At 68.8% G+C, this 18284-nt stretch carries 16 protein-coding genes; 10 read left to right on the top strand and 6 right to left on the bottom strand.

Features of this window, described 5'->3' with window-relative positions; translation table 11 throughout:
* Positions 1 to 126: 126 nt before the first annotated feature.
* From AC1DKV_RS03290 to AC1DKV_RS03275, 4 genes are all read left to right on the top strand, one after another.
* Complete coding sequence (locus tag AC1DKV_RS03290; RefSeq protein WP_441650309.1) at positions 127 to 921, top strand: (Fe-S)-binding protein; 795 nt, start codon at positions 127 to 129, stop codon at positions 919 to 921.
* Complete coding sequence (locus AC1DKV_RS03285; RefSeq protein ID WP_441617214.1) at positions 918 to 1631, top strand: LutC/YkgG family protein; 714 nt, start codon at positions 918 to 920, stop codon at positions 1629 to 1631. Before AC1DKV_RS03290 ends, AC1DKV_RS03285 begins: the two co-directional genes overlap by 4 nt.
* The gene (locus AC1DKV_RS03280; protein WP_441650310.1) at positions 1628 to 3118 is read left to right on the top strand and encodes a LutB/LldF family L-lactate oxidation iron-sulfur protein; all 1491 of its coding nucleotides are present in this window, start codon (positions 1628 to 1630) and stop codon (positions 3116 to 3118) included. Before AC1DKV_RS03285 ends, AC1DKV_RS03280 begins: the two co-directional genes overlap by 4 nt.
* Before the next feature lie 184 nt (positions 3119 to 3302).
* A complete protein-coding gene (locus tag AC1DKV_RS03275) occupies positions 3303 to 5027 on the top strand; it encodes a lactate permease LctP family transporter (RefSeq protein ID WP_441650311.1) in 1725 nt (574 codons plus the stop codon).
* 161 nt (positions 5028 to 5188) lie between these two features.
* Here the strand turns inward: AC1DKV_RS03275 and AC1DKV_RS03270 are convergent, their stop codons facing one another.
* From AC1DKV_RS03270 to AC1DKV_RS03255, 4 genes are all read right to left on the bottom strand, one after another.
* Positions 5189 to 6340 carry a CaiB/BaiF CoA transferase family protein gene (locus AC1DKV_RS03270; RefSeq protein WP_441617208.1) on the bottom strand — a complete coding sequence of 384 codons (1152 nt, stop codon included), beginning with the start codon at positions 6338 to 6340 and terminating at the stop codon, positions 5189 to 5191.
* Between the two features lie 78 nt (positions 6341 to 6418).
* Positions 6419 to 6868 (bottom strand): PaaI family thioesterase, encoded by a 450-nt coding sequence (locus tag AC1DKV_RS03265; RefSeq protein ID WP_441617206.1) that lies wholly within the window; start codon positions 6866 to 6868, stop codon positions 6419 to 6421.
* Between the two features lie 219 nt (positions 6869 to 7087).
* Positions 7088 to 8068 (bottom strand): Bug family tripartite tricarboxylate transporter substrate binding protein, encoded by a 981-nt coding sequence (locus AC1DKV_RS03260; protein WP_441617204.1) that lies wholly within the window; start codon positions 8066 to 8068, stop codon positions 7088 to 7090.
* 221 nt (positions 8069 to 8289) lie between these two features.
* The gene (locus AC1DKV_RS03255) at positions 8290 to 10116 is read right to left on the bottom strand and encodes an acyl-CoA dehydrogenase family protein (protein ID WP_441650312.1); all 1827 of its coding nucleotides are present in this window, start codon (positions 10114 to 10116) and stop codon (positions 8290 to 8292) included.
* Between the two features lie 294 nt (positions 10117 to 10410).
* On the opposite strand from AC1DKV_RS03255, the gene AC1DKV_RS03250 reads away from it, so the two are divergent.
* A complete protein-coding gene (locus tag AC1DKV_RS03250; RefSeq protein WP_441617200.1) occupies positions 10411 to 11286 on the top strand; it encodes a LysR family transcriptional regulator in 876 nt (291 codons plus the stop codon).
* Positions 11287 to 11529: 243 nt separating this feature from the next.
* Here AC1DKV_RS03250 and AC1DKV_RS03245 read toward each other — a convergent pair whose 3' ends face one another.
* On the bottom strand, positions 11530 to 11829 hold the full coding sequence (locus AC1DKV_RS03245; RefSeq protein WP_441617198.1) for an antibiotic biosynthesis monooxygenase family protein: 300 nt from the start codon (positions 11827 to 11829) through the stop codon (positions 11530 to 11532).
* A gap of 302 nt (positions 11830 to 12131) precedes the next feature.
* Between AC1DKV_RS03245 and AC1DKV_RS03240 the strand changes: the two genes are divergently transcribed.
* The 4 genes from AC1DKV_RS03240 (at position 12132) to leuA (ending at position 17135) form a co-directional block, all read left to right on the top strand.
* Positions 12132 to 12437, top strand: coding sequence for a FeoA family protein (locus AC1DKV_RS03240; RefSeq protein WP_441617196.1), 306 nt, complete (start codon positions 12132 to 12134; stop codon positions 12435 to 12437).
* 19 nt (positions 12438 to 12456) lie between these two features.
* The gene (gene feoB / locus AC1DKV_RS03235; protein ID WP_441617194.1) at positions 12457 to 14328 is read left to right on the top strand and encodes a ferrous iron transport protein B; all 1872 of its coding nucleotides are present in this window, start codon (positions 12457 to 12459) and stop codon (positions 14326 to 14328) included.
* 18 nt (positions 14329 to 14346) lie between these two features.
* Entirely contained in the window at positions 14347 to 14661 is a 315-nt protein-coding gene (locus AC1DKV_RS03230) for a DUF6587 family protein (protein ID WP_477137464.1), read from the top strand.
* Between the two features lie 776 nt (positions 14662 to 15437).
* Positions 15438 to 17135: a 2-isopropylmalate synthase gene (gene leuA, locus AC1DKV_RS03225; RefSeq protein ID WP_441617375.1), complete on the top strand. Its 1698-nt coding sequence runs from the start codon at positions 15438 to 15440 to the stop codon at positions 17133 to 17135.
* 187 nt (positions 17136 to 17322) lie between these two features.
* Here leuA and AC1DKV_RS03220 read toward each other — a convergent pair whose 3' ends face one another.
* Entirely contained in the window at positions 17323 to 17490 is a 168-nt protein-coding gene (locus AC1DKV_RS03220; protein ID WP_441617190.1) for a hypothetical protein, read from the bottom strand.
* Between AC1DKV_RS03220 and AC1DKV_RS03215 the strand changes: the two genes are divergently transcribed.
* Entirely contained in the window at positions 17489 to 18139 is a 651-nt protein-coding gene (locus AC1DKV_RS03215; RefSeq protein WP_441617188.1) for an OmpW/AlkL family protein, read from the top strand. The genes AC1DKV_RS03220 and AC1DKV_RS03215 overlap by 2 nt on opposite strands.
* Positions 18140 to 18284: the final 145 nt, after the last annotated feature.

Raw genomic sequence — 18284 nt, 5'->3', positions numbered from 1 at the left:
TTGCCCGCTCCGTCGCCATCCCCGCCTGGCTGGTCCAACCAATTTGAACTGCCGAGCGTCTCGCGGAATTATGCGCCAAACACCGGCGGACCTGACAGCCAGGTATCCGTCCCCACGGAGCGAGACATGAATCCAAGGCGCTACCCCCCTGCCCCGGCGCAGGCCTACCTGTTCGCCACCTGCCTGGTCGACCTGTTCGTGCCGCAAGCCGGCCTGGACGCGGTGCGGCTGCTCGAGCGCGAAGGCCTGACCGTGCACTTCCCGCGCGGCCAGAGCTGCTGCGGCCAGCCGGCCTACAGCAGCGGCAACCCGGAGCAGGCGCGCAAGGTGGCGCTGGCGCAGCTCGACCTGTTCGCCCAGCCCTGGCCGGTGGTCGTGCCGTCGGGCTCGTGCGCGGGCATGATGCGCCACCACTGGCCCCAGCTGTTCGCCGACGACCCGGTGGCCGGGCCCAAGGCGCGCGAGCTGGCCGAGCGCGTCTACGAGCTGAGCGAGTTCCTGCTGCACGTGCTCAAGGTCAGCTTCGACACCGCCGCGCCCGCGCAAGCGGAGGAAACCGTGGTGCTGCATACCTCATGCGCGGCACGTCGAGAAATGGGTACGCGCCAGCATGGCGTGGCCCTGGTCGACGCCCTGCCCGGCGTCACGCGCGTCGAGCATGTGCGCGAATCCGAGTGCTGCGGCTTCGGTGGCACTTTCTCGCTCAAGCATCCCGATATCTCCGGCGCCATGGTGCAGGACAAGATCGCCTCGGCCTGCGCCACCGGTTGCGACCGCCTGGTTTCCGCCGACTGCGGCTGCCTGCTCAATATCGGCCACGCGGCGCGCCACCAGGGCGCGCCGCTGCCGGTAGAGCACCTGGCCAGTTTCTTGTGGCGGCGCACCGGCGGCAAGGCCGACGGCAACGGGGGACAAGCATGAGCGCGCTGACTTCACGCGAGCGCATGCTGGGCCGCCTGCGGGCAGCCGCGCCGGCTGCCCCTGCCGACGACGTCGCCACGCTGGACGCGCGCATCGATGCGCACTTCGACGACCGCCGCGCGGCGGCGCAGGCCACCGCCCGGGACCACGTGCAGGCCATGCAGGCGGCGCTGACCGCCTCCCACGCGCAGGTCTGGTGCGCCGGTAGCGAAGACTGGCCCGCGCAGCTCGCCGACAAGCTCGCCGCCGCCGGCGTGCGCCGGCTGCTGCTGGATCCCGCCGGCGCGCAAGGCGCGGCGCTGGCGCGCGCGCTGCCCGGCAGCGTGTCCACGCTGGCCTACGACCGCCCCATCGAAGCCTGGAAGGCGGAATTGTTCGATACCGTGGACGCGGGCTTTACCGTGGCGCGCTCCGGCATCGCCGCCACCGGCACGCTGATCCTGGCGCCGGACGCGCACACGCCGCGCACGGTCTCGCTGGTGCCGCCGCTGCATGTGGCGCTGGTGTACGCCGATACGCTGCACGCGGACCTGCACGCCGCCGCGCGCGCCGAGCGCTGGCGCGACGGCATGCCGACCAACCTGGTGCTGGTGTCCGGCCCGTCCAAGACCTCGGACATCCAGCAAACGCTGGCCTACGGCGCGCACGGCCCGCGCGAGCTGTGGGTGATCATCGTGACGCGCGGCGCTGCCAACGGAGCCACGCAATGAGCACGCCTGCCACGCCCACCTCGCCCACCCCGCGCAACGCCGCCAGCCCCCTGCATTTCGTGCCGGCGGCCGACTTCAAGGCGCGCACGCGCGCCGCGCTGGACGACCCCAAGCTGCGCAGCAGCTTCCGCGGCGCCATGGACTTCCTGCAGTCCAAGCGCGCCGTGCAGTTCCCCGACGGCGACGAACTCGAGCGCCTGCGCGACCTCGGCGAGGCGATCCGCCAGCACGCGCTGGCGCGCCTGCCGGACCTGCTGGTGCAGCTCGAAGACAAGCTCACCGCGGCCGGCGTGCAGGTGCACTGGGCCGAGACCGCGGAGCAGGCCAACGCCATCGTCCACGGCATCGCGCAGGCACACCGCGCGCGCCGCGTGATCAAGGGCAAGTCGATGGCCAGCGAGGAAATGGAGCTGAACCATTACCTGGCCGAGCGCGGCATCGACTGCATCGAGTCCGACATGGGCGAGTACATCGTGCAGCTGGCCGGCGAAAAGCCGTCGCATATCGTGATGCCGGCCATCCACAAGACGCGCGGCGACATCGCCGCGCTGTTCGAGCAGCATATTCCCGGCACGCCCTATACCGAAGACGTCGACGAACTGATCCAGACCGGACGGCGCGCGCTACGCCAGGAATTCGTCAATGCCGACATCGGCCTGTCCGGCGTGAACTTCGCCGCGGCCGACACCGGCACGCTGTGGCTGGTGGAAAACGAGGGCAACGGCCGCCTTTCCACCACCGTGCCGGACGTGCATATCGCCATCATGGGCATGGAAAAGGTGGTGGCCAGGCTCGAGCACATCGTGCCGCTGGCCAGCCTGCTGACGCGCTCGGCCACCGGCCAGGCCATCACCACCTACTTCAACCTGATCTCGGGCCCGCGCAACGAAAGCCGCGGCGAGCGCGACGGCCCGCGCGAGGTGCACCTGGTGCTGCTCGACAACGGCCGCAGCCAGGCCTATGCCGACGAGCAGCTGCGCGCCACGCTGCAATGCATCCGCTGCGGCGCGTGCATGAACCACTGCCCGGTGTACACGCGCATCGGCGGCCACGCCTACGGCACCACTTACCCGGGACCGATCGGCAAGATCATCTCGCCGCACTTGCTGGGGCTCGAGGCCACCGCGGACCTGGCCACCGCGTCGAGCCTGTGCGGCGCCTGCGGCGAGGTGTGCCCGGTGCGCATCCCGATCCCGCAGTTGCTGATCCGCCTGCGTACCGAGGCCAACCGCGACCCGCAAGAGCAAGTCGCGCATCCGCTGCGCGGCCAGGGCGCGAAGTTCAGCCGCAGCGAACACCTGGTGTGGCGTTTCTGGAGCGGCGCCTTCGCGCATCCGCTGACCTACCGCGTGTTCCGCTGGGCGGCGACGCGCCTGCGCGCCTTCGCACCCTCGCGCCAGCTCGGCTGGACCAGGCACCGCGCGCCGCTGACGCCGGCGCCGCGCAGCCTGTCCGACCTGCTGCGCGAGCGGGGGCAGGCGGAGTAATACGCGTCCGCCGATCGCGGGCGCGGTAGCCCCCCTTTCCCGCTGCGTGGAAAAGGGGAGCAAGCCACGGGCGACAAGGCAGTTCCCCCGGCACGCAAGACCACAAGAACGCAAGCACATAAGCACGCAAGAAGGCGCCCCCTTCCCAGTTCATTCAAACGCATCCATCGGAGGAGACCCGACCATGCAACCCTGGACCCAGATCTATACGCCGCTAGGCAGCTTGTGGCTGTCGGCGCTCGCGGCGGCGCTGCCCATCCTGTTCTTTTTCCTCGCGCTCGCGGTGCTGCGCATGAAGGGCCATATGGCCGCCGCCATCACGCTGGCGCTGGCGCTGGGCGTGGCCGTGTTCGCCTACGGCATGCCGGTGCCGCAGGCGCTGGCCTCGGCCGGCTTCGGCTTTGCCTACGGACTGTGGCCGATCGCGTGGATCATCGTGACCGCGGTGTTCCTCTACAAGATCGTGGTGAAGACCGGGCAGTTCGACATCATCCGCGCCTCCGTGCTGGCCATCACCGATGACCAGCGCCTGCAGATGCTGCTGATCGGCTTTGCCTTCGGCGCCTTCCTGGAAGGCGCGGCGGGCTTCGGCGCGCCGGTGGCGATCACCGCCGCGCTGCTGGTCGGGCTTGGCTTCAACCCGCTCTACGCGGCGGGCCTGTGCCTGATCGCCAATACCGCGCCGGTGGCCTTCGGCGCCATGGGCATCCCCATCATCGTAGCGGGCCAGGTGACCGGCATCGACGCCATGCACATCGGCGCCATGGCGGGCCGGCAGCTGCCGCTGCTGTCGCTGGCCGTGCCGTTCTGGCTGGTCTTCATCATGGACGGCAAGCGCGGCGTGAAGGAAACCTGGCCGGCGGCCCTGGTGACCGGCGCCAGCTTCTCGGTGACGCAGTACTTCACCTCCAACCACATCGGGCCCGAACTGCCGGACATCACCTCGGCACTGGTGAGCCTGGTCTCGCTGACGCTGTTCCTGAAGGTATGGCAGCCGCGCAGCGCCAGCCAGCGCGCCGCCGGCGCCGTGGCGGCAGGCGGCGGCACTGCCGCGCTGGCCCGCATGGGTGGCGGACTGGCCGCGGGCGGGGGCTTGCGCAAGAGCGCCGGCGACGAACGCCGCGCATCGCCCTACAGCACGGCGCAGACCATCCGCGCGTGGGCGCCGTTCGGCATCCTGACGGCCATCGTCACGGTGTGGAGCCTGCCGTCGTTCAAGGCGCTGTTCGCCGGCAACGGCGTACTGGCCGCAACGGTGCTGAAGTTCAAGGTACCCGCGCTGGACCAGCTGGTCATCAAGGCCGCGCCCATCGTGGCGCAGCCCAAGGCCTACGAGGCCGTGCTGAAGCTCGACCTGCTCTCCGCCGTGGGCACCGCCATCCTGCTGACCGCGCTGATCTCGGCAGTGCTGCTGCGCATGAAGCCGCGCGATGCGCTGGTCACCTTCGGCGAGACCGTGGCGGAATTGCGCCGCCCGATCCTGTCGATCGGGCTGGTGCTGGCCTTTGCCTTCGTCGCCAACTATTCGGGCATGTCGTCGACGCTGGCGTTGCTGCTGGCCGGCACCGGCGGCGCCTTCCCGTTCTTCTCGCCCTTCCTGGGCTGGCTGGGGGTGTTCCTGACCGGTTCGGATACCTCGTCCAACGCGCTGTTCTGCTCCTTGCAGAGCACCACCGCGCACCAGATCGGCGTGTCCGACACGCTGCTGGTGGCGGCCAACACCACGGGCGGCGTGACCGGCAAGATGATCTCGCCGCAATCGATCGCGGTGGCCTGCGCGGCGACCGGGCTGGTGGGCAAGGAGTCGGAGTTGTTCCGCTTCACGGTCAAGCACAGCCTGCTGTTCGCGGTGATCGTGGGGGTCATCACAATGCTGCAGGCTTATGTTTTGACGGGGATGGTGCCGTAGTTAATATATTTTAATTATTGATTTCAAAGTCAAATTCAAATTCTTTAAATCAAAGTCAAAGTCAAAGGCTTTGACTTTAATATTTCGACTTTGAAGTCAAGGCTTTAACCCTTCAAGGCCTTTGACCTTGAAGGTAATAAATCCCCAACTCCAAAAAAACCTTATTCCCCATCATTCGCCGCCACCAGCGGCAAAAACCGATCCCCTTCGGCCAGCGGCGCAAACCGATACGTCGCCGGCGTACGGCTAAGCTTCACGGGGGCGCCCAGCCCCTTGTAGCCACCCGGCATCTCCACCACCATCTCGCGGTGCGCGGTGTGCGGATGCTGCAGCGCATCCGCCACCGACAGCACCGGCGCGCACGGCACGCCGGCGGCCACCAGCGTATCGGCCAGGATCTTGCCGTCCAGCTTGCCCATGCGCGCTTCCAGCTCCACCTTCAGCACGGCGCGGTTGACCGAGCGTGCGCCCGCGGTGGCGAAGCGCTCATCGTCGGCATATCCGGCGATGCCGAGGTGCTCGCACAGGATGCGGAACTGGCGGTCGTTGCCCACGGCCAGGAAGATCGGGTCGGTGGCCGTGGCGACGGTGTCGTACGGATAGATGTTCGGGTGCGCGTTGCCGGTGCGTGCCGGTTCCTTGCCGTTCATGAACCAGTTGGCCGCATGCGGGTGCAGCAGCGACAAACCCGAGTCATACAGTGCCGCCTCGACAAACTGGCCGCGGCCGCTGCGCTCGCGCTCCTGCAGCGCCAGCAACACGCCGAGCGTGGCGTTGAGGCCGGTGACCATGTCCACCACCGGCAACCCCACCCGCAGCGGATCGCCGCCGGCTTCGCCGTTGATGCTCATGATGCCGGCCATGGCCTGGATGGCGGCGTCGTAGCCGGGCAGCCCGCCCAGCGGGCCGTCGGCGCCGAAGCCGGACACGCGGCAATGCACCAGGCGCGGGAAGCGCGCGGAGAGCGCATCGAAGCCCAGGCCCCATTTCTCCAGCGTGCCGGTCTTGAAGTTCTCCACCAGCACGTCGGCATCGGCCAGCAGGGCCAGCAGCACTTCGCGGTCGGCCTCGGTGGTGAGATCGAGCCGCATCACGCGCTTGTTGCGGTTCAGGCCGAAGTAGTACGAGGCCACGCCGTCCTTGAACGGGGGGCCCCAGGTGCGGGTGTCGTCGCCCTGGGGCGGCTCGATCTTGAGGACATCGGCACCGTGGTCGCCGAGGATCTGTCCGCAGAACGGACCGCCCAGGATGCGCGAGAGGTCGACCACGCGGATGCCGGCGAGTGCGCCGGGCGATGCAGGGAGTTGGCTCATGAGGGGGCTCCGTTCGTTGCGGGAGTGATCTTGGGGATTGGCCTCGCCGGCGCGGCGAGGCTGCGCTCGGCTATCCGGTTACCTGGCGGGCACGCGCTCCACCAGCTTGAAGGTGCCGGTGGCCAGCGCCAGCAGCTCGCCCTTCTCGTCGCGGATCTCGCCGCGCGCGAAGCACATGGCGCGTCCGCGCCGTTCGCACCAGGCGATGCCGGTCAGCTCGCCGCGGCCAGGCGCGGTGAAGTGCACGGTCAGGTCGATGGTGACCACGCCGAAGCTGCGCGGGTCGTGGCCGCGCGCGGCGCAGGACAGCGCGCAGTCGAGCAGCGTGGCGATGGCGCCGCCGTGGACTTCGCCGCGGCTGTTGGTGTGGTCGGGATGGTAGGCCATGCTCACGCGCGCCTCGCGCGCGTCGATCTGTACGCCGCGCAGGCCGAACACGCGCGCCATCGGCATGGTCAGGCCAAACAGCGTGCCGGGCGGCTCGCCGGCGAATTCGTTGACGTACGTGGCGGTGTCGAGATCGTTCATGGCGTTGCGAATACGAGAGGAAGGGAAGCGGGCCGCGCTGCAGAAGGCAGCGCGCGGTGGAGGTCGATACTACCGCCGATTAGCCCTTCCTTGACCGGGTGGCACGCGGTGCCGCCGTAATGCTGCGCGATGATCGGCCATCGGCAGCATCGCGGGGCGGATGCGCGGCCTGGCCGGGCGCTTGCCTGGCACAAGAAGCCGCGCCGCGCGCCGCATGCGTCAGTCGAGCTGCGCGCCCGATTTCTGCACCACGGCGCGCCACTTGGTGACCTCCGCCTTGACGAAGCCGCCCAGCTGCTCGGGCGTGGTCGACGGCGCGAACTCCAGGCCTTGCGCCTGCAAGGTCTTGCGCACCTCGGGCTGCTTGAGCGCATCGGCGAAGGCCTGATTGAGCCTGGCGATGACTGCGGGCGGCGTGCCGGCCGGCGCCACCACGCCGAAGAACACCGAGACGTCGAAGCCGGGCACGCCCTGCTCGGCCACGGTGGGCACGTCGGGCAAGGCCTGCGAGCGGCCCTTGGTGGTCACGCCGAGCACGCGCACCTTGCCGCCCTTGATGAAGGGCAGCGCGGTCAGCACATCGGTGAAGGTCATGCTGACCTGGCCGCCGAGCAGGTCGTTGAGCGCGGGACCGGTGCCCTTGTACGGGATATGGCGGAAATCGGTGCCGGCCAGGTTGTTGAACAGCACGCCCGCCAGGTGCGAGGACGCGCCGTTGCCGGAGGACGCATAGGTCAGCTGGCCCGGGTGCGCCTTGCCGTAGGCGATCAGCTCGCCGACGGTCTTGGCGGGCACGGAGGGGCTCACCACCAGCACATTGGGCAGTTGCCCGATCTGGATCACCGGCGCGAAGCTCTTGACCGGGTCGTAGTTGATCTTGCGATAGAGGCTGACATTGATGGCCAGCGGGGCGGAGGTGCCGAACATCAGCGTGTAGCCGTCCGGCTCGGCGCGCGCCACCGCTTCGGCGCCGATATTGCCGCCGGCGCCGGCGCGGTTCTCCACCACCACGGTCTGGCCGAGGCTGGTCTTGAGCGCGGCCGCCAGCGTGCGCGCCATCACGTCGGTGGGACCGCCGGGCGGGTAGGTCACGATCATCATGATCGGCTTGGAGGGATAGTCTTTCTGCGCCAGGGCGGGGGCGATGCCCACGCAGAGGGTGCACGCGGCGACAGCGGCAAGGCGTTGCCAGAGGGTCATGGTGGTCTCCTGATGTCGATCATCTTCCACCGGGCAAGCGGCGCCCTGGCGGAATGCGCGGCGCCGGCTGGCGGTGCCGCGAGGGCTTGTCGGTACTGCGGTTCGTTTGCCGGGCGAAGGCGGCATGCGACTGCCTGCCCCCTCCCCCGGCCCCGCGCCCGCGAGCGGGAGAGCGGGAGTGGGGTAAAGCAACAATGCCTTCGTGCGGTCCGCTCCCGCGGTCAGAACAGGTTGACCTGGTCTACCGCGCCGGCGGCTCGCACGGCGCCATCGGCCGGCGGCGCCACGGTATCGGCCAGCCAGTCCGGCTCGGCATCGCCGGCCAGCGGGTCCTGCGGCAGCACGCGGTGCACCAGCACCAGCTGCGCCAGGCGCATGCGCCGCTCGGAGCCGATGCGGCCGGCCTCCCATGCCATCGCGACCGCGCTGGTCACGTGGTAAAGGCCGGAGGCGGCCTGGCGCGCCAGTACGTCGCCGTCGGCGCCGGCATCGGCGGCACGCGCGGCCAGCGCCGTGGCGCGGGCGATCGCGGCGGTGAAGGCGGCCCGCGCGGCGGGATGCAGCGGGGTGTCGCGCAGCAGCCCTTCCAGGTGGGCCTGCAGCACCGGCAGCGCGCCCTCGCGGCGGATCGCGCGCAGTACGTCCAGCGCGACGATATTGCTGGTGCCTTCCCAGATCGAGCCGAGGTGCGCGTCGCGCACCAGGCGCGGGTCGCTCCATTCTTCGATATAGCCGCAACCGCCGCGGATCTCCATGGCGTCGCCGGTGACCTTGCGCGCGTCGCGGCAGGCGCGGAACTTGATCAGCGGCGTGAGCACGCGCATCAGCGGGTAGGCATCGGCCTCGCCAGCGTCGGCGCGGCGCAGGGCCTCGGCGGTCTGGAACACCATGGTGCGGGCCTGCTCGGTGGGCAGCGCGAGCTTGAGCAGCTGGCGGCGCATCAGCGGCATGTCGGCCAGGCGCTTGCCGAAGGCGCGGCGCTCGCGGGCGATGAACTGGCCTTCGGACAGCGCGCGGCGCATCAGGCCGGCGGCGCGCACGCCGTTGGACAGGCGCGAGTTGTTGATCATGTCGGCCATCTGCACGAAGCCGCGGCCGAGCTCGCCCACCAGGTAGGCATGCGCGCCTTCCAGGCGGATCTCGCCGCTGGCCATGGAGCGCGTGCCCAGCTTGTCCTTCAGGCGGATGATGCGGTAGTGGTTGGTGCTGCCATCGGCCAGCGTGCGCGGCAGCAAGAACAGCGACACGCCCTTGATGCCGGGCGCTGCCTGGCCGTTCTCGTCTTCCACGCGTGCCAGCACCATCGCCAGCGCGGCGTCCGGATTGGAGCAGAACCACTTGTCGCCCGACAGGCGCCAGCCGCCCTCGGCGAGCGCGTCGCGCACGGCGCGCGTAGTGGTGGCGGCCACGTCGGAGCCGGCGCCCTGCTCGGTCATGAACATGGCGCCCTGGTACAGGTCCTCGAAGACCTGGGTGGTCAGGTTGGGCAGGTAGCGCTCGACCACGGCCGGGTCGCCGAACTTGCGCAGCGTGCGCGTGAGCGAATCGGTCATCGACAGCGGGCAGCACAGGCCGAACTCGGCCTGCACGAACAGGTAGGTCAGCGCGTACTTGGCCGCGGCCGGCATCGGCTTGTCCCAGCCGAGCACGCCGCCGCGGTGGGAGGCCGCCGCCAGGCCGAACTCGGAGAACGCCACGCGCTCCAGCTCCACGTAGGCCGGGTGCTTGTCGATGGTTTGCGCATCCAGCCCGGTGCGGGTGCGGTGCGAGAGGGTGGGCTTGTTGTGGTCGGCGGTGTGGGCCAGCGTATCCAGCACGCCGCCGGCCATGCCGCCCAGGCGCTCCAGATGGGGCAGCAGGTGGGCGAACAGGTCGGCCGGCAGGTACAGCGGCAGCAGCGCGCGCAGGTCCGGGTCGCTGGTGAACAGGTTCACGCCCTGCTGGTCGGGCACGGGGTGGGCCGGGGTGGCGGCCGGCGGGTTGTCCGTGGCGGAGGAAGCGGAGGAAGCGGAGGAAGCGGCGGGGTGGCGCGCAGCGCTGGTCTGCATGAGGTATCTCCTGTGTTTGCCGGCACGCGCCGGCGGCGCCGGGCCGCGTGGGCAGCGGGCGGCTGGGCGGTGATGCGGTGATGCGGTGTCTGGTGCTTGCTGTCTCTTGGTGCTTGTATTTGTGCTTTTCAAGGCCCTTCATGGCCTTGCGGGGCGGAGCGCCCTGGCTTCGCGCTTCCCGCCGCGATCCGCGGCGCGCTGGTGCGGGACGGATTGCATGTCTCCATTATTCAAAGTGCAGCGATTCGTGTCTAATTCTAAAATTGGCTTGGTCCATATATTTTTTATATCGCCATGGAATTCCGTCACCTGCGCTACTTCCTCGTGCTCGCCGAAGAACTGCACTTTGGCCGCGCCGCCCGCCGCCTGTCGATCTCGCAGCCGCCGCTGTCGCTCAATATCCAGCAGCTGGAGGCCTCGATCGGCGCGCGCCTGTTCGAGCGCGACAGCCGCGGCGTGCGCCTGACGGCGGCCGGCCGCGCCTTTCGCGAATCGGCCGGCGCGCTGCTGGCCCAGGCCGAGGACGCCCGCCAGCAGGCGCGCGAGATCGAAGCCGGCGCCATCGGCCGCTTGCGCATCGGCTTCGTCGGCTCGATGCTGTACCGCGGCCTGCCGCAGCGCCTGCGGGAGTTCCAGGCCAGCTATCCCGGCATCCAGGTGACGCTGACCGAACTCAACTCACAGGAGCAGATCGAGGCCCTGCTGCACGACCGGCTCGACGCCGGCTTTATCCACACCAGCCGCGTGCCCGACGAACTGGCCACGGCGCTGGTCCACAGCGAACCGTTCCTGTGCTGCGTGCCGTCGGACCATCCGCTGGCCGGGCAGGCCAGCGTGGCACTGGGCGCGCTGCGGGGCGAGCCGTTCGTGCTGTTCTCGCGCAATGCCTCGCCTGACTACTACAACCGCATCTTCGAGATGTGCGCGGCGCAGGGCTTTTATCCCCAGATCCGGCACGAGGTGCGTCACTGGCTGTCAGTGGTGTCGCTGGTGTCGCAAGGCACGGGCGTGGCCCTGGTGCCGGCCGCGCTGCAGCGCTCGGCAATGGCGGGCGCGGTATTCCTGCCGCTGGCGCAGGCCGCGGTGCCGTCGGAGGTGTTCTGCGTCTGGAAGGGGGCGGTGGAGGATCCGGCCAGGGAACGGTTCCTTGCGTTGGTGCGCACGGGCTGAACCGTGCCGCGCCGGCGGCCAGTCACCCAAACCAGCGGCCGAAAAGAAAAATGCCACCTGCTTTACCGGCAAGTAGCATTGTCAAATACGCGTGGAACGGGGTGTTCAGCGTGTTTCCAGCTTACCCCCTGCGTCCCCCTGGACCAATAACGCAATTGCGTTATTCCCTTCCCCCCGCCAGGGAGGGGGAGCTTTCAGGCGGCTTTCGGGAACCGCAGCCCCGCCGCGGCGGACCTTCCGCGCTCAGAAACCCTCGACCGCGATGCTCACGTGCCCCACGTCGGGCGCCGAGGCGAAGTGTTCGCCGACCAGCTTGCGCCATTCGCTGAAGTCATCCGATTCGCGGAAGTCCACCATATGGTTTTCGACCGTCTCCCACTTCACTTCGAGCGTGAAGCGCGACGGGGTCTCGATCGAGCGGAGCAGGCGCATGCCATGGCAGCCGCGCGCGCGCCTGAACAACGGCGCAGCCTGCGCGACGGCCGCTTCGAATGCCGACTCCGAGCCGGCTTTGATCTGGAATTGCGCGATTTCAAGGATCATGGTCTTCACTCCGTGTCTGTATGTCGTCGTATTGGCCGGCGGACGGCGACGCTGCCGCGCTGCGGCCATGTGCCGACTCGCATTCTATGCCCGGGCAGGATATGCTGTTGCGCCTTTGCCGCCGCACCTCGCGCAGCGGCCTGCCAGAAGCCCCGCAGGGCAATGCCGGGATCGCGACGGGCACGGCGAAAACCAAACGTACAAAGGCAAATCGGCTACAATGGGAACGATTTTCATTTACCAACCCTGGCGTGAGTTTGCCGACCGCGTGCCGTGCCTCGCGCCTACGGACTGGAAGCCCCATGCGGTTGTCTGAACTTCCGCGGCGCACTGCCGCGGTCATCGTCTCTGTCGATGACACCTCTCCCAACGATCCCGTAGCGCGCCGCCTGCGAGAGCTTGGCTTCGTGCCCGGCGAAGCGGTGCAGGTCATCGCGCTGGGCCCGTTCGGCATCGATCCCCTCGTGGCACAGGTGGGCTTCACCCGCTTTGCCCTGCGCCGCTCGGAAGCGGCGCGCATTGCCGTGGAAGCGGTGAGCGCTTCCGTCTCCAGCATCACGCCGGCCGCGCAGCCAGACGCGCCCGCCGCCAAACGCACCGCTGCCTGAGCGGGCACCTGCCAAGAATATGTCCGTCGCTTCTCCGACTTCCGCCGCCCAGCGTCCCGCCTTGCGCGTGGCGCTGGTGGGCAATCCCAACTGCGGCAAGACCGCGTTGTTCAACCGCCTGACCGGCAGCCGCCAGAAGGTAGCCAACTACGCCGGCGTCACCGTCGAGCGCAAGGAAGGCCATTTCGTCTCGCCGGCGGGTCGCCAGGTGCGCGTGCTGGACCTGCCGGGTGCCTACAGCCTGCACGCGGCCAGCCTCGACGAGGCCATCACGCGCGATGTCTGCCTGGGCCGGCGCGCGGGCGAGACGCGCCCGGACCTGCTGGTATCGGTGGTGGACGCCACCAACCTGCGCCTGCACCTACGCTTCGTGCTGGAACTGCGCCGCCTTGGCCTGCCGATGGTGCTGGTGCTCAATATGAGCGACGCGGCGGCGCGGCGCGGCATCCATATCGACCGCGACAAGCTGGCGGCCGCGCTCGGCGTGCCGGTGGTGGAGACCGTCGCCGTCAAGCGCGACGGCGCGGCCAGCCTGCTGGCCGCGCTCGACGCCGCCCTGCCCGATGCTCCGCCGGCGGCCGCCGAACCGGCTTCGGACCTGGACGTGCACCAGGAGGTCAAGCGCCTGCTGGAAGCCGCCGTCACCATGCCGGCGCGCACCGCCGCCATGGACGACCGGCTCGACCGCATCGTGCTGCATCCCGTGTTCGGCCTGGCGATCCTGGCCGTGCTGCTGTTCCTGATGTTCCAGGCCGTGTTCTCGTGGGCCGCGCCGCTGATGGACGGCATCGAAGGCGGCGTGCACTGGTTCGGCGAGCTGATCGGCAGCCACCTGCCCGAAGGCATGCTGCGCAGCCTGCTGGTGGACGGCCTGATCGCCGGCCTGGGCAGCGTGGTGGTGTTCCTGCCGCAGATCCTGATCCTGTTCCTGTTCATCCTCACGCTGGAAGAGTCCGGCTACCTGCCGCGCGCGGCCTTCCTGCTGGACCGCCTGATGATGGGCGCGGGCCTGTCCGGGCGCTCCTTCATCCCGCTGTTGTCGAGCTTCGCCTGCGCCATCCCCGGCATCATGGCCACGCGCACGATCCAGGATCCGCGCGACCGCCTGACCACCATCCTGGTGGCGCCGCTGATGACATGCTCGGCGCGGCTGCCGGTGTATGCGCTGCTGATCGGCGCCTTCATCCCGGCGCGCACGGTGATGGGCATGTTCAACCTGCAGGGGCTGGTGCTGTTCGCGCTGTACGTGGCGGGCATCGTCAGCGCGCTGGCGGTGGCCTTCGTGCTGAAGTATTTCCGCCGCGACCGCACCGACCACCCGCTGCTGATGGAGCTGCCGTCGTACCGCATCCCCAACCCGCGCGACGTGGCCATCGGCCTGTGGGAACGCGCCCGCATCTTCCTGTCGCGCGTGGGCAAGGTGATCCTGACGCTGACGGTGCTGCTGTGGTTCCTGGCCACCTTCCCGTCGGCGCCGGCGGGTGCCACGGCCCCGGCCATCGACTACAGCTTCGCCGGCATCATCGGCCGCGGGCTGGAGCACATCTTCGCCCCGGTGGGCTTCAACTGGCAGATCTGCATCGCGCTGGTGCCGGGCCTGGCCGCGCGCGAGGTTGCGGTGGGCGCGCTGGCCACCGTCTACGCGCTGTCCGGCAGCGAGGACGCCGTGGCCAGCCAGCTCGCGCCGATGATTGCCACGCAGTGGTCGCTGGCCACCGCGCTGGCGCTGCTGGCGTGGTTCGTGTTCGCGCCGCAGTGCGTCTCCACGATGGCGGTGATCCGTCGCGAGACCAACTCCTGGAAGGTGATGATCGCGTCGACGCTTTACCTGTTCGGCCTGGGTTACCTGGCCGCCTTCGCCACGTACCGCATCGCCTTGCTGTTCAGCTGAAACAACGCCGCCGCTGCCATGAGCCTCTATCACGCCGTCGAAACCCTGCTGGTGCCGCTGATCGTGCTGGTCTGCGCGGTGTCCGTGCTGTCGCGCTACGCGCCGCGCACGCGCGAGCGCCTGAAGGCCTGGCTGGCGATGCAACTGGGCGCGACGGCGGCCACCGGCTGGCGCCGGCGCGCGGTCGCGTGGCTGGCGCCGCAGGCCGCGGCCTGCTGCGCCAGCGGCTGCGACAGCGGCGGCTGCAATACCTGCGGCTCCAGCACGACGGATGCCGGCGCGGCCGAATCCGGCAAGGGCGAACAGGTGGTCCGCTTCGTGACGAAGCGCTGACGAAAGCGCTGACGTAGCGCTGAAGACGCGGCCGCAGCGACCGCCGAGGCGGCGCCGCCGAGGCACAAGAACCGCGCAAAAGCCGCGCGGAACGTGCCCGGGAATGCAGCCCGCCATCCACGCAGAAACGGGTACGCTCTGCGATTCCCGGCCGCCTTTTCACGATCCGCAGCGGCTCTGCTGCGGCATTGGCGCCCTTCTTTTCTCCCGCTTCCTGTTCTTCGGTTGAGCGCGCGGAACTTGCGTGCGTCGCCGCACATGCCCGCCACGGGCGTCGTGGCAGGCGGCTTGTTGACGCTGGCGCGGCCCGTGCACTATGCTTGCGGAACGCCACGTATCGCCGCAGACCCGCAGCACCTTGCTTGCAGGCCCCTTGTCTGCACTGAACCGCGATACCTGTGATACCCGCGCAACCAGACTATCCAGCCGATGCAACAGACCAGCTGCCACCGCCGCCAAGCCGCCGATGCGACCCGCATCGGCGCGGCCGTGCGTGCATCCGGCCTGGCTTGCGCATCGGTGCTGGCCGCTTCGCGTCTGTCCTCCCCGCTACTGCTACAACTACCGATCGGTTGCCGGGCCTAGCGCCTCGTGGCAGTTCGGCAGCCTCGCGCCACCCTTTTTCCCGCCTGAGCGTTCCTGCGCGCGCATTCCGCCGATTCTTCGTGCGCGGATTCTTCGTGCGCGGATTCGTTGTGAATTCCGCGCCCCGCGCGGCACAGGCGCATCCCAGTCTTGCCCCTTGCAGCTCCCCGCGAGGAAGGAGAACCGTCATGATGTTGCGCAACCCCGCCACCAAATATCGCCCCGCCACCGCCGTCGACCTCAAGGACCGCACCTGGCCCAACCAGCGCATCGAGCGCGCGCCGGTCTGGATGAGCACCGACCTGCGCGATGGCAACCAGGCCCTGATCGAGCCGATGAGCCCGCAGCGCAAGCTGCGCTTCTTCGAGCAGCTGGTGAAGATCGGCCTGAAGCAGATCGAGGTGGCCTTCCCCTCCGCGTCGCAGACCGATTTCGATTTCGTGCGCATGCTGATCGAGGAGGACCGCATTCCCGCCGACGTGACCATCGTGGTACTGACGCAGGCGCGCGAAGACCTCATCCGCCGCACCATCGATTCCGTGCGCGGCGCCGCGCGCGCGGCCGTCCACCTCTACAACCCCATCGCGCCCGCATTCCGCCGCATCGTGTTCGGCGCCAGCCGCGAGGAGGTCAGGGAGATCGCACTGGAAGGCACGCGCCTGATCAAGTCGCTCACCGACGCCATGCCCGAGACCGCGTGGACCTACGAGTACTCGCCGGAAACCTTCAGCATGACCGAGCTCGATTTCTCGCTCGAGGTATGCGATGCGGTGTCCGCCATCTGGCAGCCCGGCGCGGCGCGCCCGCTCATCCTGAACCTGCCGACCACGGTGGAATGCAGCACCCCCAATATCTTTGCCGACCAGGTCGAATGGATGCACCGGCACCTGGCCCGGCGCGACGAGATCGTGCTGTCGGTCCACCCGCACAACGACCGCGGCACTGCCGTGGCCGCGGCGGAGCTTGCCGTGATGGCAGGCGCGGACCGCGTGGAAGGCTGCTTGTTCGGCAACGGCGAACGCACCGGCAACGTGGACCTGGTCACGCTGGCGCTCAATCTCTACACGCAAGGCGTAGACCCCGGACTCGACTTCTCCGACATCGACGAAGTGCGCCAGTGCGTGGAGCACTGCAACCAGCTGCCGGTGCATCCGCGCCATCCATACGCAGGCGACCTCGTCTTCACCGCGTTCTCCGGCTCTCATCAGGACGCAATCCGCAAGGGCTTTGCGCAACAGCAGCCCGATACCATCTGGGAGGTGCCATACCTGCCGATCGACCCCGCCGACCTCGGTCGCAGCTACGACGCGGTGATCCGCGTCAACAGCCAGTCAGGCAAGGGCGGCATGGCCTATCTGCTGGAGCAGGTGCATGGCATCTACATGCCGCGCCGCCTGCAGATCGAGTTCAGCCGCGCGGTGCAGGCGATGACCGACGAGAGCGGGCTCGAGGCCAGCGCCGACGACCTCTATGGCCTGTTCGGCCGCGAGTACCTCGACGCGCAGACGCCGCTGCGCTACGTGGGCCACCAGATGGTCTCTGACAACAACGGGCAGGTGGAGATCGAGGTAACGCTGCAGCGCGAGGGCAAGCCCGTGAGCGTGCGCGGCAGCGGCAACGGCCCGATCGATGCGTTTGTCGGGGCGTGCGCGAGCGTGCTGGATATACCGGTACGGGTAATGGACTATCACGAGCACGCGCTGTCGTCCGGGGCCAATGCCAGCGCGGCCAGCTACGTGGAAGTGCGGGTCGGGGATTCCGCCACCGGCTTCGGCGCCGGCGTCGATGCCAATATCGTGGCGGCATCGCTCAAGGCGGTGGTGTCCGGCATCAACCGGCACCTGCGCGCCGCGCAGCCAGTGCGGCGCGAGCGGGAAATGGCTGCCTGAGGGCAGGCCGCCATCCGGGGCATGCAGAAAAACCGGTGTGCCCCGCCCCCACGGGGCACACCCGGAAAGACGCCTTTGCGGGGCGCCCACGACATGCTCCTTGCTGTGACTGTGTGCACAGCGTAAGGCCCGTCGCCGCGCGCGGCCACGAATATTTGCGCATGTCCTTAGAAGTCAGGTCCGGCAATCAAAATGCGTATTTGCGCCGCCGCTCCGCAGGCCGCTGTCGCAGCGTCACGATGCGGCGCGCGCGTGCAAAAAGCCGATGCCGTTCTTCTTGCTCTCGGTCAAGGCTCGCATGGGATCCCTCCGCCACACTGTGCGTGAAGTTTCCCATCACCGAGCCAACCATCATGAAGAATCGCCTGTCTGTCCGCACTCGTCCCGCCACCACCGCTGTCGCCGTCATGGCCATGTTCACTGCGCTCGCCGCCACGCCAGCCGCAGCGGCAGAGGAAGCCCAGGGCAACTGGATGGTGCGCCTGCGCGCCACCTATCTCGACATGGCCGACAAGTCGGATCCCATCGGCGGCGTCGGTCCTTCGGACCTGATCACGGTGAACAACAAGTGGATCCCCGAGCTCGACGTCACCTATTTCTTCACGCCGAACATCGCCGCCGAACTGGTGCTGACGGTGCCGCAGAAGCAGGACGTCTACCTGGGCGGCAGCAAGATCGGCACCTTCTCCCACCTGCCGCCGGCCTTGCTGGTGCAGTACCACTTCCTGCCCAACGGCACCTTCCGTCCCTATGTGGGCGCCGGCATGAACGTCACGCGCATCTGGGGTGCCAACCTGGCCAACAACTCACTCTCGCTGGACCGCTGGAGCGTGGGCCCCGTGCTGCAGATCGGGATGGACTACAAGCTGACGAAGAACTGGTTCCTGAACGCGGATATCAAGAAGACCTGGATCTCGACGGACGTCAAGGCCGCAGGCGTGAAGCTGTCGAACGCGAGCCTGGACCCGTGGCTGTTCAGCATGGGGGCGGGTTACCGCTTCTGATGCGGGCGGTCGTTGCGCAAGATCCGTTGCGCAAGATCCGTTGCGCAAGAGCCGTAGCGCAAGACCCGGCGTGCAGCCGGCCGCCGTCGGCACAGGCAGCGCAGGGGACGTTCATCGCCCGCGCCGCCGGCTTCCGGGGCCTGGC

Source organism: Cupriavidus sp. 05T41 (genome assembly GCF_056396525.1).
The sequence above is the reverse complement of the archived record's forward strand: the minus strand, read 5'-3'. Positions and strand labels throughout refer to the sequence as shown.

Bases quoted from the DNA above. Each gene is read 5' to 3' on its own strand.
- AC1DKV_RS03290 (WP_441650309.1), top strand. From the start codon at position 127: ATGAATCCAAGGCGCTACCCCCCTGCCCCGGCGCAGGCCTACCTGTTC.
- AC1DKV_RS03285 (WP_441617214.1), top strand. From the start codon at position 918: ATGAGCGCGCTGACTTCACGCGAGCGCATGCTGGGCCGCCTGCGGGCA.
- AC1DKV_RS03280 (WP_441650310.1), top strand. From the start codon at position 1,628: ATGAGCACGCCTGCCACGCCCACCTCGCCCACCCCGCGCAACGCCGCC.
- AC1DKV_RS03275 (WP_441650311.1), top strand. From the start codon at position 3,303: ATGCAACCCTGGACCCAGATCTATACGCCGCTAGGCAGCTTGTGGCTG.
- AC1DKV_RS03270 (WP_441617208.1), bottom strand. From the start codon at position 6,340: ATGAGCCAACTCCCTGCATCGCCCGGCGCACTCGCCGGCATCCGCGTG.
- AC1DKV_RS03265 (WP_441617206.1), bottom strand. From the start codon at position 6,868: ATGAACGATCTCGACACCGCCACGTACGTCAACGAATTCGCCGGCGAG.
- AC1DKV_RS03260 (WP_441617204.1), bottom strand. From the start codon at position 8,068: ATGACCCTCTGGCAACGCCTTGCCGCTGTCGCCGCGTGCACCCTCTGC.
- AC1DKV_RS03255 (WP_441650312.1), bottom strand. From the start codon at position 10,116: ATGCAGACCAGCGCTGCGCGCCACCCCGCCGCTTCCTCCGCTTCCTCC.
- AC1DKV_RS03250 (WP_441617200.1), top strand. From the start codon at position 10,411: ATGGAATTCCGTCACCTGCGCTACTTCCTCGTGCTCGCCGAAGAACTG.
- AC1DKV_RS03245 (WP_441617198.1), bottom strand. From the start codon at position 11,829: ATGATCCTTGAAATCGCGCAATTCCAGATCAAAGCCGGCTCGGAGTCG.
- AC1DKV_RS03240 (WP_441617196.1), top strand. From the start codon at position 12,132: ATGCGGTTGTCTGAACTTCCGCGGCGCACTGCCGCGGTCATCGTCTCT.
- feoB (WP_441617194.1), top strand. From the start codon at position 12,457: ATGTCCGTCGCTTCTCCGACTTCCGCCGCCCAGCGTCCCGCCTTGCGC.
- AC1DKV_RS03230 (WP_477137464.1), top strand. From the start codon at position 14,347: ATGAGCCTCTATCACGCCGTCGAAACCCTGCTGGTGCCGCTGATCGTG.
- leuA (WP_441617375.1), top strand. From the start codon at position 15,438: ATGTTGCGCAACCCCGCCACCAAATATCGCCCCGCCACCGCCGTCGAC.
- AC1DKV_RS03215 (WP_441617188.1), top strand. From the start codon at position 17,489: ATGAAGAATCGCCTGTCTGTCCGCACTCGTCCCGCCACCACCGCTGTC.
- AC1DKV_RS03220 (WP_441617190.1), bottom strand. From the start codon at position 17,490: ATGATGGTTGGCTCGGTGATGGGAAACTTCACGCACAGTGTGGCGGAG.